Annotated in this window: 13 protein-coding genes; 10 read left to right on the plus strand and 3 right to left on the minus strand. The window is 43.2% G+C overall.

Going from position 1 to position 17033, the window contains the following annotated elements; genetic code table 11:
• Window positions 1–139 precede the first annotated feature (139 nt).
• The 5 genes from F6K64_RS26780 (at window position 140) to F6K64_RS26800 (ending at window position 7017) form a co-directional block, all read left to right on the plus strand.
• Complete coding sequence (locus tag F6K64_RS26780; RefSeq protein WP_009149380.1) at window positions 140–1486, plus strand: RNA-guided endonuclease InsQ/TnpB family protein; 1347 nt, start codon at window positions 140–142, stop codon at window positions 1484–1486.
• Between the two features lie 646 nt (window positions 1487–2132).
• On the plus strand, window positions 2133–2336 hold the full coding sequence (locus tag F6K64_RS26785) for a hypothetical protein (protein ID WP_287266839.1): 204 nt from the start codon (window positions 2133–2135) through the stop codon (window positions 2334–2336).
• Between the two features lie 2153 nt (window positions 2337–4489).
• Window positions 4490–5800 (plus strand): cupin domain-containing protein, encoded by a 1311-nt coding sequence (locus F6K64_RS26790; protein ID WP_287266841.1) that lies wholly within the window; start codon window positions 4490–4492, stop codon window positions 5798–5800.
• 289 nt (window positions 5801–6089) lie between these two features.
• Window positions 6090–6239: a hypothetical protein gene (locus tag F6K64_RS26795; RefSeq protein ID WP_287266843.1), complete on the plus strand. Its 150-nt coding sequence runs from the start codon at window positions 6090–6092 to the stop codon at window positions 6237–6239.
• A gap of 226 nt (window positions 6240–6465) precedes the next feature.
• The gene (locus tag F6K64_RS26800) at window positions 6466–7017 is read left to right on the plus strand and encodes an Npun_F5560 family protein (RefSeq protein ID WP_009149385.1); all 552 of its coding nucleotides are present in this window, start codon (window positions 6466–6468) and stop codon (window positions 7015–7017) included.
• A gap of 22 nt (window positions 7018–7039) precedes the next feature.
• Here the strand turns inward: F6K64_RS26800 and F6K64_RS26805 are convergent, their stop codons facing one another.
• A complete protein-coding gene (locus F6K64_RS26805) occupies window positions 7040–7198 on the minus strand; it encodes a hypothetical protein (RefSeq protein ID WP_154659887.1) in 159 nt (52 codons plus the stop codon).
• A 99-nt stretch (window positions 7199–7297) separates the two neighbouring features.
• Here F6K64_RS26805 and F6K64_RS26810 point away from each other — a divergent pair, with 99 nt between their 5' ends.
• The 4 genes from F6K64_RS26810 to F6K64_RS26825 all read left to right on the plus strand — a co-directional run bounded on the left by F6K64_RS26810 (window position 7298) and on the right by F6K64_RS26825 (window position 11401).
• The gene (locus tag F6K64_RS26810) at window positions 7298–9232 is read left to right on the plus strand and encodes a WD40 repeat domain-containing serine/threonine-protein kinase (protein WP_287266844.1); all 1935 of its coding nucleotides are present in this window, start codon (window positions 7298–7300) and stop codon (window positions 9230–9232) included.
• A gap of 272 nt (window positions 9233–9504) precedes the next feature.
• Window positions 9505–9771, plus strand: a complete 267-nt coding sequence (locus tag F6K64_RS26815; protein WP_009149390.1) for a UPF0175 family protein — start codon at window positions 9505–9507, stop codon at window positions 9769–9771.
• Entirely contained in the window at window positions 9768–10241 is a 474-nt protein-coding gene (locus F6K64_RS26820) for a PIN domain-containing protein (protein WP_071106747.1), read from the plus strand. Before F6K64_RS26815 ends, F6K64_RS26820 begins: the two co-directional genes overlap by 4 nt.
• 5 nt (window positions 10242–10246) lie before the next feature.
• Window positions 10247–11401, plus strand: a complete 1155-nt coding sequence (locus F6K64_RS26825; RefSeq protein ID WP_071106746.1) for a DUF819 family protein — start codon at window positions 10247–10249, stop codon at window positions 11399–11401.
• A gap of 509 nt (window positions 11402–11910) precedes the next feature.
• Here the strand turns inward: F6K64_RS26825 and F6K64_RS26830 are convergent.
• Window positions 11911–13899: a CLIPPER-2 domain-containing protein gene (locus F6K64_RS26830; RefSeq protein ID WP_287263677.1), complete on the minus strand. Its 1989-nt coding sequence runs from the start codon at window positions 13897–13899 to the stop codon at window positions 11911–11913.
• Window positions 13900–14949: 1050 nt separating this feature from the next.
• On the minus strand, window positions 14950–16047 hold the full coding sequence (locus F6K64_RS26835; RefSeq protein ID WP_008181943.1) for a tocopherol cyclase family protein: 1098 nt from the start codon (window positions 16045–16047) through the stop codon (window positions 14950–14952).
• Window positions 16048–16342: 295 nt separating this feature from the next.
• Between F6K64_RS26835 and F6K64_RS26840 the strand changes: the two genes are divergently transcribed.
• Entirely contained in the window at window positions 16343–16528 is a 186-nt protein-coding gene (locus F6K64_RS26840; protein WP_287255992.1) for a hypothetical protein, read from the plus strand.
• Window positions 16529–17033 lie beyond the last annotated feature (505 nt).

The following is a 17033-nucleotide window of genomic DNA, read 5'->3' on the forward strand; positions in this document are numbered from 1 at the left end:
GCTCGTCATAATGAGCGGGTGCTCCCCTCATTCTTTTCTGAGGCTTTTTCCTTTTTGTGCTTGACATTTGTATTTACCATCAACTATACTAAAATAATATCAGCCCAAGCACGAAGATTTCAAGGAGGTGGTTTCATTCATGGCGAATCTCAGACATACATTTCGTCTGTATCCTAACAAAACAGCTGCGTCAAAGATGTTTTACGCGAGAAAAATGCACCAGTTGCTTTATAACGCTGGGATAGGCGATCGCCGCTATGAATGGAAAGCAAATAAAAAGTCCATAGGATATCTTGATCAACAAAACTGCTTGCCCGCCTTCAAGGAATGTTGGCCGGAGTACAAGGAGTTATATAGTACTTCCTTGCAAGCGACCCTTAAGAGGGTAGACCTGGCATATAATCGCTTCTTTCTTGGGTTAAGTGAAATTCCCAAATATAAGCCAATTCGGAAATACTCCGGATGGACTTATCCCAGTAAGGCTGGTTGGAAGGCTAATACTGACGGAAAAGATGGAACTTTGACGTTGAATGACCTCGGACTCACTATAAAGATGCGTGGTCAGGCCAAGTTTTGGGGGACACCAACGACTCTAACAATTACGTACAAGTCTAGTGTAAACGCTTGGTATGCTTCAATAACCGTTAAAGTAGAAACCCCCGACACTAAATATGGTTCAGGATCTGACTTAACGTACGAGAAAATCGTAGCCTATGACTTAGGGACTGAAACAGCAATCACAGCTTTCAACGGCAGCGAGTTTGAGGAGATAGCCAACCAGCGTTTTACGAAGACTCTAGAGCCTAAAGTGAAGGCCGCCGGGAAGGAAAAGCGCAGGAAGCAGGCTCCTAATTTCAAAAAAAGTATAAAGGCGTCTAAGCGTTGGAAAAAAGCCAACAAAAAAGAATCCCAACTAAAGAGGAAAGCGGGTAACGCGCGTAAAGATTGGCAACACAAGGTTACATCAGATTTATCTAGTCGTTATGACATCGGCGTAACCGAGAAGCTCAATACGAAAGGAATGACCCGGAAAGCCAAGAAAGGGTCGAAAAGAAGGAAACAAAAAGCTGGATTAAACAAAGCCATTCTGGATGTAGGATTCGGTACTCTCAATAAAATGCTGACCTACAAAATCGAACTCAAAGGCGGAATTGTTCTTCAACTACCGACTAGACAACTAAAGCCATCTCAGCGTTGTCCAGAATGTGGAAAGGTTCACAAAGACTGGGCTGAACTGTCGAATAGATACCACGTCTGTGATATTTGCGGCTTTGGGTTCGATAGAGACAAGACAAGCGCAATAGTGATGTTCAATGCAGCATTAGGAAAACAGCCGGGGTACGGTGCTGACCTCGATAAACGTGGATTTTCTAGCTCTACTTCAAAGACCAGAAAGCATACTGGATCAATGAAGCAACTGGGAAAGATGAAGCGTCAAAAATCACGCTCTAAGGATGGGGTAGCTGACACCCCGTCCTGGCCGTAGGCCACGCTACGCGAACGAACAGGGCGGGGTAGTTCATGCTAACATGCCCAATCCAAATAGGAGGGCGTTGATCTGACTGTGGATTATTTGGAGTCATGGTTCTTACTCTAAAACGGTTGGATATTGTTCAAATTTCTGTGAAGTAAGCATTCAGCTGTCAGGTGTCAGCTAATGGGCTATGCGCACGCTACGCGAACAGTTGGGTAGGGTGGGCTGCGTCATGATCGTTTCTACAAAAGTACAGTAATCATCGACCTTTGCCCACCCGACAAAAGCGATTACGCACCGACGCACGCTAAGCGATCGCACTTTCTATTCTTATTAATCTATCAATCTTAAATTCTCCTCTTATTAATCTATCAATCTTAAATTCTCCCGTTTGCCCATTGCGCACCGGCCCACGCTACGCTGGGTTTATTTTAAGCTGACGGCTGACAGCTGACAGCTGACTGCTTACATAACCTTCAACCAACTAACCTTCAACCTGATAACCTTCAACCTGATAACCTTCAACCTGATAACCTTCAACCTGATAACCTTCAACCAACTAACCTTCAACCAACTAACCTTCAACCAACTAACCTTCAACCAACTAACCAAAAAAAATAGCCGCAGAAATACTTTCCACGGCTAGGAATTTTCGCTTATGCACTCAATTTTCTCACCTATCTGTTCGCGTCGCAAACAGACCGGAGCCTTTGTCCGTAAGCATTCAGCTATCAGCTATCAGCATTCAGTAGTGGTGTCGGGTGGGCAAATAATCATAGTTTCACCATTTGTACAGTTATCATTGATATTTGTCCACCCTACAAAGCTATCTGTTCGCTATCAGCATTCAGTAGTGGTGTAGGGTGGGCAAATAATCATAGTTTCACCATTTGTACAGTTATCATCGACCTTTGCCCACCCTACAAAGCGCGATATTTCTACTGACGGCTGACGGCTGACGGCTGACGGCTAACCTTTGGCCAGGGGGGAAACCCCCCCAGAAATTTAAGGTCTTAACGCCAAATCCAATATCTGATCATAATCGTAATAAATTCTCCTGGATTTCCCGTCGGCTGAAGAGGACCCCAGTCAGTAAGTTGAGCGTAGCCCAAGCCATTAAGGATATACACGGTATGGGTTATTTGCTGGCGAGACCCTTTTAAAATGTACGGAACAACGAATCCGTTTGAATTATCGTTTGAATTTGGCTGAGAGTTTTGAGGCATAGTCGAATAATTGTTTTTAGTTTTATAAATATAATCATAATGATTACAAACTAATGTGTCAAGGGTTTTTAGATTTTTTTTTGTTGAGGGTTAATTGAAAGAAAGGTAAGCGGTAAGCAATCAGCAAAATGCTTAAAATTTTGCTCGTTTGCGTTCGTTGCGCCGAGGTGCTTTGGGTTAAATTTTAAGAGGTTAAAATAGGAAAGAAATTTAATAAAATTTAGTTATTTTGTAGGGTGCGTTAGGCGGTTTTGTTGAGAATATTATCTGGTATAACCAGAGTAGAAGCCGTAACGCACCGTGGTATTGGAGTATAAAAATAGATGATATTACCAGAGTTTAAGACGTAACGCACCATGGTATTTGTAAATGATAGCCACGCCAGTAGGGTGCGTTAGGCGGTTTTGTTGAGAATATTATCTGGTATAACCAGAGTAAAAGCCGTAACGCACCGTGGTATTGGAGTATAAAAATAGATGATATTACCAGAGTGGGGTAGGGTGGGCAAATAATGAGACTTTGTCCATAAGCTCAGTGATCATGTCAATTTGCCCACCCTACAAGAGCTAACAGAATTGCAAACCGCCGTATTGTATATAGGGGTAGGGTGGGCAAATAATGAGACTTTGTCCATAAGCTCAGTGATCATGTCAATTTGCCCACCCTACAAGAGCTAACAGAATTGCAAACCGCCGTATTGTCTATAGAGGGTGCGTTACATTTCATTAACGCACCCTACAAAGCTATTGGATGGCGTACGCCAATCTTGCTTTTATTTGTGTTCAAAGTCGGATTTGCCTAAGCAACCAGAATTTAGAGTACTCTCAAATCCACCAAGGATAACACGGCCAATAATTGAGCAATGTTTTGGGCTTATGGATATTCTTCCCGGTGATTATATATTTTTGATACTAATTTGGTAATTATTTCCGTATCAATATATACAAAAAGCTAGGCGTTTACCCTGTTTATGAGGTTTTATATGAGTTTTATGAGGTTTGATATGAGGTTTATGAGGTTTGATATGAGGTTTGATATGAGTTTTATGAGGTTTGATATGAGGTTTATGAGGTTTGATATGAGGTTTATGAGGTTTGATATGAGTTTTTATATGAGGTTTTATATGAGGTTTATGAGTTTAAAAATACTTTTAATTAGAGTTAATCTTTGTATTAAAGGAAGTAAACTTTCCTTTATTGAATACAATTACGAGTTGTGATTCTGATCAAAAAAAACTCATGCCCAAGCATGTCTAGCACGTACTAACCAATCTGTTGCTGTGGGAACAGGTCAAAGTTGCTGAACAAATGAACTCTGTACCATCAGAGCAAGTACCATCAGAGCAAGCTTACACCCATGAGGGGGCATGAGATTTAGTACAAATGTTCTGCAATTGTGACATGGTCCCATCCCATATGGTTGTAACCGTTAAAGCTGTTGAGTAACTGTCTGCGCAGCTGATAACCCCCTTCGCAATTCAGCACCACCTATGTGGCTTTCTTTGAAGGAAGGTTATCACATAAAACAGAAACCCGTGAACTTATTAGGTGTAGGGTGGGCAAATAATAATAGTTTCACCATTTGTACAGTTATCATCCACCTTTGCCCACCCTACAAAAGCTACTGTCCAGTGGACCAAGGGGGTTTTTTAAAATATGATGTGCGAAGGTCATGTTTTTTTACTGCGGAATTGGTTTACAATCACAATCGGTAATCAATTGGTTCACAAAACTTTTCCCTGTACTGCCGTACACTACATCTAGTTACACCCTGGAGGTAAAATACTTTAATGGACGAACATAAGACTGGAATTGCCCGGAACACAATCATCGATCGCCTGCGGCTTTCTTTGGTTTCTTTGATTTTGGTCCCTATGCTTTTCCTTTTTAACACACCTATTGCCCTGGGCCAAGAAGGACTCATTGATATTAGTCCCACTCCTATCTCCTATGATCAATATCTTTTTCAGGACGAATCATACATTATAGACACCGAAGGTTATACGGCCTCCGAACGGGTTTTTAATCTCACCGTTTCTCCTATTACTGAATGGGACTCGGAATGCTTAGATGATTGCAGATCTAACTTAACCAGTTTAGACACATCAATTGAAAAATGTAAGACGGAAAATGTTTTTTTCGGTCTTACATTTAACAGTGAGAAGTCAAAAGGAGGAGAACAAAAGGATATTTATCCCCTTCAGCCACATTGGGTGTTTAAAATTAACTCTCCTTCTGACGTCACCCAGGCCGAAATTAAAAATTTGGGTCAATGTCCAATTAAACTTGTGCCCACTCAATCCGAACCGTTGGAATTATGGTCAGGGTTTAAGGTCAAAGGGGATCCTGCATATGAAACGGTTAATGTACATCCCAGCTTAGGTAACTTTGTCCCTAAAAAAGTATATTACTATGAGAATGGCGGAACAAAAGTACTTCTCGGAGCTCTAAAAACTATATCCGCATCCAATTTTCCTGCTCTCGGAGCGGGGGTATGGGGCGATATCATGATCATGCCGGAATCGATTCGGGCCCCACACTGGCATATGACCGAAGCTGAGTCCGGTTTCTGTTACCAAGGTTACGGTAAGGTCGGGGCGATTGTAGATAAGGACATCTTTCCATCATCCGACGGTAGCGGGTATGCAAACGATCGGCTGGTTGAGGAAATTTTCATTCATCCTGATGAGATATTCATGTTCCCAACTGGTGCTCAACACTACTTGCGGAATATTGGTTCTGTACCCTTTAAATGCATCCTTTTCTTACGCCATGGCGTTCCAACTAACCCTAATATTTTGTCCGCAATCACTTTACAAAACGTACTTGGTCAGACTCCCCTAGGGGTCTCTGCTGCTTTCACCAATCCTAAAGATCCGGAGCTTGTTGGGTTCTCCGAGTTTATCGAAGGAGGATCAGAAGAACCTTACAAGGATGCTGCTTCAATTTCTAACTATCAGAACGAAGCCTTTAAACCTTCTACATCCTATCAGCCTAGACCCGATCAGCCTATCACAATTAAAAGTGCGGATGCCGACTGTACCGGTGCCGTGGAATGGATGACGAAATATAGCGAAATATGTCCTAACGGTAAAATATAGAACTAATTTGACCTAGTCGATATTAAACCCTCAATACCCCCTTTGCCCTCCAATTTTTTGTCTTTCGCACCGGATCTGGCCTACCCCGAAGGACATACGGTGGATGGGGATTGGGGGTTGATTATTCCCAAGTATATCTCGATAGCCAAAGGTTTTCTTTCTAAATGAATCAAACCGTTGGCTAGGTTATTTTGGGTTAACTATTACTTAGGGCTCGTGCCCAATTGACCACCCTAATACCTAGAATTTTGACGTCCGGGTCATTTGTAGTATAGCGGTTTTCAATTTGGTGAGGTACAGAGTTTCTGGTTTTAGGGAACAGGGAACAGGGAACAGGGAACAGGGAAGAGAGAACAGGGAACAGGGAAGAGGGAAGAGGGAAGAGGGAAGAGAGAACAGGGAACAGGGAACAGGGCAAAAATTATGTGTACCTCATTAGGGTAAAAAGCGCTATATTACGCCAGGAGTAGGGTGGGCAAATACCTTTCCTCTGACCAAATCCTCTGGATTCGAGTCAATTTGCCCACCCTACAAGTGCTTTCGAATGGTCAACTGCCGGGTTTCGATGGTACATTAGCTGCAACAGTATTTATTGTGATCAGTGATCGACACCCCCGGTCGCCATCTACTATTGAAAATTGTATAGTTACTTGGAGTGGTAAGCCATGGTGAGGCAGATTGAAACCCTATCGAGATCAGCTCTGCAAACGGAAGTATCTCACTTGCGGGAAGAGTTGCAGCTTAGAGACCAGTTAGTGCAGCAGCTGTCTCAAGAACTATTCCGCTTGGTGAAAGGGAATGCTAACTTCAAACCTCCCCAAGAGGTTTCTGAGCGCCACAAGGCTCAGATGGTGGTCTTGCGAGAACAGTTGCACGATGTGGAGCAGCAGGTGGAATTTTATCAACAGCAAATTGCCACCCGTGACACGGAAATTAAGCAATTGCGGGATAATGTAGAAGAATTAACCGAGCGCTCCCGTCAGCTAGAACAAGTTGTACAAGAGCTACCAAAAATTTATCACCAGAAGTTTTCGGAACGGATGGCACCAGTCAAGGAGAAGGTGACCATGTTACAGCGAGAAAACCGACAACTCCATGCAGAACTCCAGAGTGTCAGTTACCGACTAGCGGTCAGAAGCCGCAATATCACCCGGGTTGATCTACCCAGCTTCAATCGTCAGAATGCTAGTCCAATCCCAACTTTCGGTAGTGTGTAAAAGCCTTTGGGTTAGGGGTGCGTCAACTGGATGGTTGAAGGTTGGGTTGTTGAAGGTTGAAGGTTGGGTTGTTGAAGGTTGGGTTGTTGAAGGTTGAAGGTTGAAGGTTTCTGTTAAGCTGACGGCTGACAACTGACGGCTGACAGCTGACGTTTCTTGGTAGGTTAGCAACCGTTAACAATGGGGAAAACTTGGGGAAAACTCGGGGAAAACTTTCAACAAATCTGTCAACTGGCTAACTTGTCAACTTGCCAACCCTTCGACTTGACCACCCCATATCATGAGCTACTGTCTTAATCCTAAATGCCAACATCCCCAAAATCCCGATCAGGCCAGATTTTGTGCCTATTGTGGAACTAGATTACGATTAGGCGGACGCTTCCGTGCTGTTAGGCTAATTAGTATTGGTGGTATGGGGCGCACCTTTCTGGGGGTGGATGAGGCGGAGGATAGCAATGGTAAGTGTATCATCAAACAGTTATCCTTACAACAGCAGGATACCAACAATGCTCAGAAAGCGGCTGAGTCGTTCCGCCAAGAAGCTACTAGGCTGCAAGTGCTGGGACAACATCCTCAGATTCCGGAACTTCTGGCCTATTTTGAAGCAGATCATCAATTAGGTATCGCAGGAGAACCTGCTCTAGTCCACAAGTATATCGAGGGGGAAAGCTTAGCCACAGAACTGGAAACAGAAGGGACGTTTAGGGAAAACCAGGTTCGGCAAGTCCTGATTGAATTGCTGCCAGTGCTGCGCTTTATCCATAGTCATCAGGTAATTCATCGGGATATCAATCCCCACAATATCATTCGTCGCCCTCCTCCTGAGTCCTCTTTGTCCCAGTTACCAACACGAAAAACCAGGAAGAGGTTTTATTCTTGGGGGGGAAGGGGGAGCGAACTGTTTCTGGTGGATTTCAGTGCTGCTAAGCTGACTACAAAAACTGTGCTAGCACGAACGGGAACAATGATTGGCTCTGCGGCTTACACGGCTTCGGAACAGTTGATGGGAAAAGCGATCGCAACCAGTGATTTGTTCAGTTTAGGGGTTACCTGTATTCATCTGCTTACCAATGTTCACCCCTTTGATATGTTTAATAGTCTAGAAGGGAAGTGGGTTTGGGTCGATTACCTCAGGCAACCTGTGAGTGATCCGCTTATTCGCATCCTGAACAAAATGGTAGAGAATTTACCAAACCAACGCTACCAATCAGCTACTCAAGTCCTCGGAGCACTTGGTTTACCAGAGGATTTCGCTGCTATACCAGTAACGTCTTTATCTACAACAGTTACCCCTAAATTTGATACTCCTACTTGGAAATGTGTACATACTTTTTCCGAAGAGTCCAGTGGAATTAATTCTATCGCCTTTAGCCCGAATGGAGAAACTATAGCTAGTGGTAGTACAGATAAAACTATCACGATTTTTAACTGGCAAGCTAAAACAGTGGTGGCTAAACTTTCAGGACATTTAAATGTGATTGAGGCGGTTAGCTTTAGTCCAGATGGAGAAATTATCGCTAGTAGCAGTTGGGATCATACCATTAAACTATGGCATGAGTATACGGGAAATTTAATTCATACCCTTTGTGGACATTCAGCTTGGGTAAAGTGTTTGGCAATTAGTCACAATGGGCAATTACTTGCTAGCGGTAGTGCCGATCAGACTATTAAGCTTTGGATCCTGAAGAAGGCATCATTACAGACAACGTTGTTTGGCCATTTAGGAACAGTTAACGCTGTAGCTATTAGTAAAGATGGACAACTGCTAGCTAGTGGTAGTGCTGACAAAACCATTAAGCTTTGGAATTTAGTAACTGGTAAGCTCAGCGCAACCATTACTGGACATTCGGCATCGGTAGAGTCACTCACCTTTAGCCCTAGTGGTAAAATCTTAATTAGTGGCAGTGCTGATAAAACCATTAACATGTGGTTGCTCAAGAGGGATCGGTATTTACAAATACCAAAAAAACCGTTGCTTACTCTGACCGGACATGGGCATGCTGTTAAATCTATTGCCATTAGCCCTCAAGGTAATACCTTAATCAGTGGTAGTGCCGATAAGACTGTCAAAATCTGGCATCCTGGTAGTGGTGAATTGCTCTATACTCTTACAGATCATTTAGGCGCTGTCACTACGGTTGCTATTAGCAATGATGGTGCTACCATTGCTAGTAGTTCTCAAGATAATACTATTAAGATTTGGAAGTTTGAGTGATGTCAGCTATCAGCTATCAGCTATCAGCTGATGCGCTACGCGCACCCGTGCGCGTTCAGCTTTTGAATAAAACAGGTAAGCATTATCAAATCCTGCTGTTTGCGCGATGCGCACGCTACGGAAGGTTTATTTTAAGCTGACGGCTGACAGCTGACGGCTGACAGCTGACGGGTTTATTTTAGTTGATTTGTCGGAGTTTAGCTAGGCTCTCACACACTGCTGCCCTAACTTTGGAGTTAAACTGCATCTATGGACAGACTCCGATTACCCCTATGGAAATTACGATCCAACTCCCCGATGAAATCGCTAGTCAACTCCAAGTAGGTGACCTCTCCCGCAGAATCCTTGAACTGATTGTGGCTGATCGCTATCGTCAAGGTCACCTTGGTGCTGCCCAAGTCCGCAGAATCCTTAACTTTTCTTCTCGCTGGGAAACCTACCAATTCCTCAAGGAGGAAAAAGCTTACCTTCCCTACACCGAAGCTGACCTAGACGAAGATAGCCAAACCCTGGACAATCTATTTGCCAACCCTGGATGATCGTTGTTTCTAATACTTCCCCGATTAACTACCTAATCCTGATTGGGCAGATTAACCTGCTACCCCAACTGTTTGGGCAAATCATTATTCCCCAAGCAGTGTATGACGAGCTATCAGATGTGGCTGCCCCACCACCTGTGCAAACTTGGATTGCCACCCCACCCCCTTGGCTGAAAATTAGACCCGTTAGCCTATCTTCCGATTCAGTTCTAGATTTGCTAGACCCCGGAGAACTGGCAGCTATTCTTTTAGCTCAAGAACTCACAGCAGATTTAATTTTGCTAGATGATATGAAGGCAAGGCGCATAGCAAAAGAACGAGGATTAACCATCACAGGTATTTTGGGAATTTTAGACCGGGCAGCTACTATGAAACTTATCAATTTACCTGTTGTTGTCGATAATCTTAAAAATACATCGTTTTGGGCATCGGAAAGTTTATTTGAAAAGCTTTTAGATAAGCATTCCTAAAAAACATGACAACGTCTCTTATAAATCCTAATCAAGATTTCGCTCTATGGGCTGTGTTGCTGTCAGCAGCAACAATTGGATTCTGGGCAGAACGAACTCCTTGGGGAGCTAAACTATCTGGGGCTGTTGTCACCATTTTGGTAACGTTCATCCTATCTAATCTTAGGATTATCCCACCGGATGCTCCCGCCTATGGTGTGGTCTGGTCTTACTTAGTTCCATTAGCTATTCCTTTACTACTATTCCAAGCTGATTTGTTTCGGATTGTGTGGGAGGCTGGGTTTACCTTAATTGCCTATGGCATTGGTGCAGTGGGAACAATCCTAGGAACAGTAGTGGCTTACTATCTCATTCCTTTAGGAGAGCAAGGTTGGCAGTTGGCAGCAATTTTTTGTGCTACCTATATTGGTGGTTCTGTTAATTTTGCGGCAACCGCTGAAAGCACTGGATTAAGAGCAGGAGATTTACTCAGTGCTGGGGTAGCAGCAGATAATTTAGTGATGACCTTGTACTTTTTAGTGCTGTTTGCTTTACCTTCCATGAAGTGGCTACGGGGAATTTTCCCTAACCAGCGCTCTCAGGAGAATACTAATTCTAGTCAGTTTAGTGTCTTTGACTCCCAGTCTCGACAAGGACTCTCTGTTATCAATATCAGTTTGGCATTAGCCATTAGTATGACCATTTGTGCTGTAGGTTATGGTCTCGCTAGCTGGTTGGGTTTCAACAAAGGGGGAATTCTGGTAGAAACGGTTTTAATTGTGATGCTAGCGACACTATTCCCAAGTTATTTGGGTAGGATAACCGCAGCAGAAAAAATTGGCTATCTGCTGATGCAGGTATTTTTTGCTGTAATTGGTGCCAGCGCTAATGTGGAAATAGTGCTACGAGTGGGATCAGTTCTGTTTATCTTTGCTGGTTTAATTCTCGCTATCCATTTGTTAGTGCTACTGGGAGTTGGACGATTGCTGGGTTTAGATTTAGCTGAGTTAGTAATTGCGTCGAATGCTAATATGGGTGGGCCAACTACAGCAGCGGCTATGGCGACAGCACGGCAGTGGGATAAGCTAGTTACTCCAGCGATTCTTTGCGGTACTCTCGGTTATGCAGTAGCTACGTTTATTGGTGTCGGTTTAGGTAATTTTCTGCGGTCTTTGGGTTGATATAGCGCTACGCGCAAGTAAGAAGTAAGAAGTCAGAAGTCAGAAGTAAGCTATGACTAAGTTTCGGAGTTTAGGAGCGATGCAGAGGTGCGACCCGTGGCGAATTTAATTCGCCAACGGAAAACGCACCATTACGGTCTTGGGGGTTCCCCCCATGAGCGACTGCATCAAGACAATGTAAAACATCTGAATGCGTAGTGCTATATAGCAGTTTTCAATTGGGTGAGGTACTGACTAGGAGTGGATTTTAGGGACTTCGGAGCAGGGACTTCGGAGCAGGGAAGTCGGAAAAAATCCTGTGTACCTTAGCTCATGAAAAACGCTATATCGCATTTCCCTATGTTTTGGAAATATTTCCGGATCTAGGTAGACCCCGGTTGGATTCAGGAATAGTAGATGCACCTTGACTTATTCCTCAGCTACCCGCTGGGGTTTTTTTGATCTTGAACGTAGATATAGGGGAATTAACCAGAAGCAGAGGAAGTTGGGTAAATATACAGAAGTGTGTTTTACACCTGGGTAACGTTTACGTCGCCCACACCAACAAACATCACCCCATTGCTTGTCATGCCAGTGAGCATAGCAAACTCGCTATCTGTGTCTAAAACACCGATCAAATCGGGCTTACTGAACTTGGCTACAGCATCTGTAATACCGTCACCGTTCACATCCTCAAAGTTGATATCCTCGGTGCAGCCTTCTCCTGTAGACGGACCAGGCATAAACTCTTCTAAGCAAACTTCCGTAATGGAAGTCGCGTCGAAAACACTGGTACCGAAGATTGCCACAGGTACGGTACCGTTACCCCTTAAATTGAAGGAGCTGGGGAAGGAACCGGGCTTAATGTCTATATCCACAGCCAATTTAACAGGTACATCCACAGTATCTTGTACTGGATCGGTTTGAGTACTATCAGCAATTCCAGTGTTGAGAACTTGACCGGTGAGTGCATCTGTTTCTGATACGCGGTAGATAACCTCAAAGCTTTTCATATCACCTGCACCTAGGAACTCGATAGTTTCATCAAGTCCTGTCAGGGGATCACTAACGGTAACATCAGTTAAATTCGCATCTCCGGTGCTACTGACTTTAATTGTATAGTTGAGATCGTCTCCTTGAGTAACAATACCATTGCCGTCATTATCGACAAAATCTACAAACATCTTGTCGATCTCCAGTTTTGGTTCAGGTAGATCAACTATCTCACTGTCCGTATCTGTAATATCCTCGCCTTGTGGGTCTTCGGCAGCTACGGTAGCAGTGTTTTCAATTGTACCTGCTGTAACATCAGCTGCAGTTACAGTGTAGGTAGCAGTACCAGTTACCTCCTCGCCTGGGTCTAAAGTTCCGTCAAAAGTACCAAAGTCGATCCCACTTAAACCAGGTAAGGGGTCTGTCACTCCTACATCAGTTAAGGTGACATTACCCGTGTTTTCAAGAGTGAAGCTATAGGTAAGTTCGTCCCCTGCACTAATATCTTGAGATGAATCAGCATCGTTGGTAAGTGCTACATCTTTGATCAGATCCACACCAGGCATCGGCTTTACACCGACTGTGGCATCATCGGTGATTGGCTCGGTTTCCGCACTATCAGCAGTAGCAACATTAACCAGATCAACCCCATTATCTAGATCTGCTTGAGTAACGGTATAGGAAGCCTGATATACCCAAGTTTCCCCAAAGTCTAAATTACCATCTCCATCAGTATCACCGCTAACAAAAGTTGGATTAAAATCATCGCCAGTGTCAGAGGTAAAGTTATCATCAACTAAGGTAATATTAGTTGCTTCTGAACCTTCAACTGTGTTGGTAATTTCATAGGTATATTCGATCTCATCTCCCGCTTCATCAACCTCTGTAACATTGGCTGTTTTTTCAAGTTCAAGTATGGGGTCAGGAAGAGGTGGCACATCTAAATTGCCGAATTGTTGAAAAGGAATTGTTTGTTCTCCGGTATTAATTCCTTCTTGTACAGGGGAAATAACTCGACCACCTGTTAACGCCCCTTGTAAATTACCTGTAGGATTACTACCAGCCTGGCAATCAAGACGGACATCAATACGAACAACTACCTGCTCTCCAGCTTCCAAGTTATCAATGGTTACTGTTCCCTCTAACTCAGAGCCAGACTGAAATAGATCGCCCGTTAATCCCTCGTTGGTGAGAGTAGCTGTACTGTCATTATCACCAATGTTGCCAGTATCGCCAGGATTTACTTCTACGTTAACAATGTCGCTGATAGCAGCACCTGATTGACCAGTTGTATCAGCTAAAAATGAAAAATCAAGTTCGATAGTTTGATTCGCATCTGCTGGATTCTGATCTACGGTAACTACAGCAAAATAAGAAACGATATCGTCACATTCAAAATCTCCAGCTTGTAAAGATTCAACGGTAGTTGTCGTTCCTCCATCACCGTAAGTTCCTCCTCCTGTACTGTGATCGTATGTCTCAGGATTTGCCGCTGCAAAATCAACTGAAAAATCACCACCAGCCATAATTTATTTCTCCTTTTATAACTATAAAATTCGTGAGACTTTCGTAGTATAAACCAACCTGCAAATCGTTGCAATTGATTGAGTTTTTGCAAGCCAAAACTAAAAAAAATAAATCATGGTTAATTTGCAACTGTAACCAGTCATGCTTAATCATTGGCATCAAAGCCTGATATGCTAAGCTATTTAGGGCTAAAATTGCCCCATAAGCCATCTTTTAAATTCAAAAATTTGAAAGCCAATATGTATATTAACCAGAAAAAAATTTTAGAGTCAAGCTGGACAATAAAAAACTCAACAAATATTAGCAATCTGAACACTTTATTTAGGTAATCATTGCTTTGTGAATTATTTGTGAGCATTGTCGTTGATAGTTTTTTTATGGGGGGTGACAGACAAGCTTAAATCCTTACTGGTTAATCAGTTCAGCCCATAGGTTAAATTGTACTCAAAGCCTTATATAGTAAGGTTTTTATGGCTCTTGCTACCTCAGCCTTTGAAAGTCAAGAGTCATATTAAATTTTTGAGTCGATCCGGACAATAAAAATTAAGTAATTATTCCGAAGTACTACGCTATTTGACGTAAACTTTGAATCTAAAAGCGATCGCGAGCTGACTTACTATAGCAGAAGTCAGAAGTCAGAAGTTAAACTATTGCCATACTGTAGTTTGAGACTTTTGTCATGTCCTAATTACCCTGGCGACTGCTATACTATGTGGATTAGTTGACTTTTATAAAATAAAAAATACCCAAGTATTAGTAGCCCAATAACACTATCAATAAGTAGCAAATTTGCCGATATGCTGGTGTTATATAATGTCGGCTAATTAGCCTTAATAAAAATTTGCCCCATCTCCCCATATGCCCACCCTCCCCGCGCCCGGGCCCCACACTCCCCAAGGGGTGCATCTCCTAAAAGCTGTTTGACCCGGTGGTGCGTTACGGGCAGCAACATAACCATGGCTACGAGGGAGAAAATGAGGGCTCCCCCTAACGCACCCTACCCAAGATTTTCAAATATGAGATGCACCCCTCCCCAAGGCAGGATAGTCTCACAAAACCCAAGGCAATTTAGCCGAAGAATTCCAAGGTTTCTCCCAAGAATCACCACCAACTTCTAATCCACATAACTTACTTTCAGCTATCAAAATCGGTTCAACGTTATCCCCACGTCGTTGTTTAAGTTCCAACTTCAGCTGACCTTGCATAGTATCTCGGCAAATGAAATTTAATCCCTTTTCCGTGGGAGCTCGTAGAAGTGTACCAGGTAAATCGGTTGTACCAGTTAACTCTACTTCATACTCACCATTGCGCCCTTGCATCTGCCAATTTCCCCAAGGCTGGATCTGCCAGGTTACTTCTGAATTCCAGGGCACGAATTCATAAAATTTACCTTCGTAGTGAATGCCAATCAAAGCAGCTGCTTCTGCCAACCCCACTACTTCCCGTCTACCACCACCAGCAGTTAGAGCCAGGTCTGGTTGATCGGTAAAACTGTTGCAATTGAGCCAAAACCACTTCTTAGGAAAAGCACGACCCCAATTTTTTTCCCCATAGGCCGGGACATTGGTAAAATCATAGAGCTTACCATTCCAATCAATCCAGCCAGTGGCTAAACCGTGGGCCATCAAGATTTGCCATCCTGGTTCAAATATCTGTAAAAACGAAAGCCAGCCAGCGGTTGATTGCTGGGCTTTTCCCAGATCTCCCCAGCCATAAATCGGTTTAATTTCATAGCGCCAATCACAATAGCCTCCGCTGGCTGGGTCCCGAATAAACCCTTGATTCAAGGTAGCTGTAGCCTGATATCCTTCCTTGATTTGATACTCAAATTTATCGGGGTTAAGGTATTGAGGAGTAATTTGTAATTTAGTTTTACCCCAATGTCCTAGACCTAAGGATTCCGATGACCCCCAAAACTCTTCCGGATGGGGAAAGGTACGACACAGATACTGATCATCAGGGCCTAGAATTTGGGCTGAACCACCACTATAGGGTTGACCACCAATGGGGTCTTCAATGGAATACATAAACGCAAAGGTCTGACCACAATTCGGTAAAGTCACCCGATAGTACCAACCTTCAAAAAAGCGTCCGCTCTTACCGTCCCAGTGATATCCGCTGTGGGGTGTTTGAAAAGGATCTGTCATAGACTAGGGTTTGGTTCGATTGAATTTTGATAGTCTCAGCTTAGGGAGAAACAGGATTTTGCCATTAATTCTTAGGCGTTGCTGAATCAGGGTCTGATTTGAGGAGTTGCGTTCCCGGGAGTAATAGCATCACATTTCTCGCCAGATAATCAACCCAAGTCAATCCTACTATGCAATGCCGATTAATGTCAGTAATAATTCTTAACATCAAAGGTACCCTCAAGGGTAATGTCAAGCCAGGGTTAGATTTTCTATGATCAATGTGTTGATTGAAATTAATTACAGCAAGAGGTAAATGATGAGTATAGCAGGAACATGGGGTCAATCTGAGGGTCAATCTGAGATTACAGTGGAGGATATGCAGGTTACTATCACTATGGGTACTCGTCCAAATGGGCGTGGTGTTGTGATCTGTAGTGACCCAGATGTAATACGAGTTAACTTCCCAGATGATCGAGTTTACCAAAAAATTTGGGTTTAAAGCCCCGTCCTTATAGGACGGCTTTTTTTTAAATTAAGACTTGACGGTTTTATCGCATCGTGTTAAGATAAAAACCAATAATGTTATAGATAAACATAGTCTTAAAATAAGTAGATGATGTAAAAAATAAGCTAAGAGCTCAGCTTATTGCATAATCAAATCTAACGATTTGGATATCTACGAAAACATAAGATCAAGAAAAAGTTTATCGAACTTGTTAACTAGATTAGGTACGGTGGGGCACACCGAAACCTAGGTCATAGACTAAATACGCTTGTGGAGAAGAGACCTCTATTTTTCCTGGCTCCGGCCTGGTTAAACAAGTCACCTCGTTGAAGCAAGAATCCCCGTCCTTACAGGGCGGGGAGTGTCAAATAGGTACTCTGATTAATCAAAATCAAATACAGTGGGCCGGGATAGGAACATTAAACGCGAATAACGTTTGGACGAGGTAACAAGTTTAGGTAGTGGTAAAGATGTAGTGGTTTAGCTACTTGTTTACCAC

This window comes from Moorena sp. SIO3A2, assembly GCF_010672265.1.
GTDB classification, from domain to species: Bacteria; Cyanobacteriota; Cyanobacteriia; order Cyanobacteriales; family Coleofasciculaceae; genus Moorena; species Moorena producens.

Excerpts from the sequence above, each read along its gene's own strand:
- F6K64_RS26780 (WP_009149380.1), top strand. The coding sequence starts at position 140 with ATGGCGAATCTCAGACATACATTTCGTCTGTATCCTAACAAAACAGCT.
- F6K64_RS26840 (WP_287255992.1), top strand. The coding sequence starts at position 16,343 with ATGATGAGTATAGCAGGAACATGGGGTCAATCTGAGGGTCAATCTGAG.
- F6K64_RS26810 (WP_287266844.1), top strand. The coding sequence starts at position 7,298 with ATGAGCTACTGTCTTAATCCTAAATGCCAACATCCCCAAAATCCCGAT.
- F6K64_RS26825 (WP_071106746.1), top strand. The coding sequence starts at position 10,247 with ATGACAACGTCTCTTATAAATCCTAATCAAGATTTCGCTCTATGGGCT.
- F6K64_RS26785 (WP_287266839.1), top strand. The coding sequence starts at position 2,133 with ATGCACTCAATTTTCTCACCTATCTGTTCGCGTCGCAAACAGACCGGA.
- F6K64_RS26830 (WP_287263677.1), bottom strand. The coding sequence starts at position 13,899 with ATGGCTGGTGGTGATTTTTCAGTTGATTTTGCAGCGGCAAATCCTGAG.
- F6K64_RS26815 (WP_009149390.1), top strand. The coding sequence starts at position 9,505 with ATGGAAATTACGATCCAACTCCCCGATGAAATCGCTAGTCAACTCCAA.
- F6K64_RS26835 (WP_008181943.1), bottom strand. The coding sequence starts at position 16,047 with ATGACAGATCCTTTTCAAACACCCCACAGCGGATATCACTGGGACGGT.
- F6K64_RS26800 (WP_009149385.1), top strand. The coding sequence starts at position 6,466 with ATGGTGAGGCAGATTGAAACCCTATCGAGATCAGCTCTGCAAACGGAA.
- F6K64_RS26820 (WP_071106747.1), top strand. The coding sequence starts at position 9,768 with ATGATCGTTGTTTCTAATACTTCCCCGATTAACTACCTAATCCTGATT.
- F6K64_RS26790 (WP_287266841.1), top strand. The coding sequence starts at position 4,490 with ATGGACGAACATAAGACTGGAATTGCCCGGAACACAATCATCGATCGC.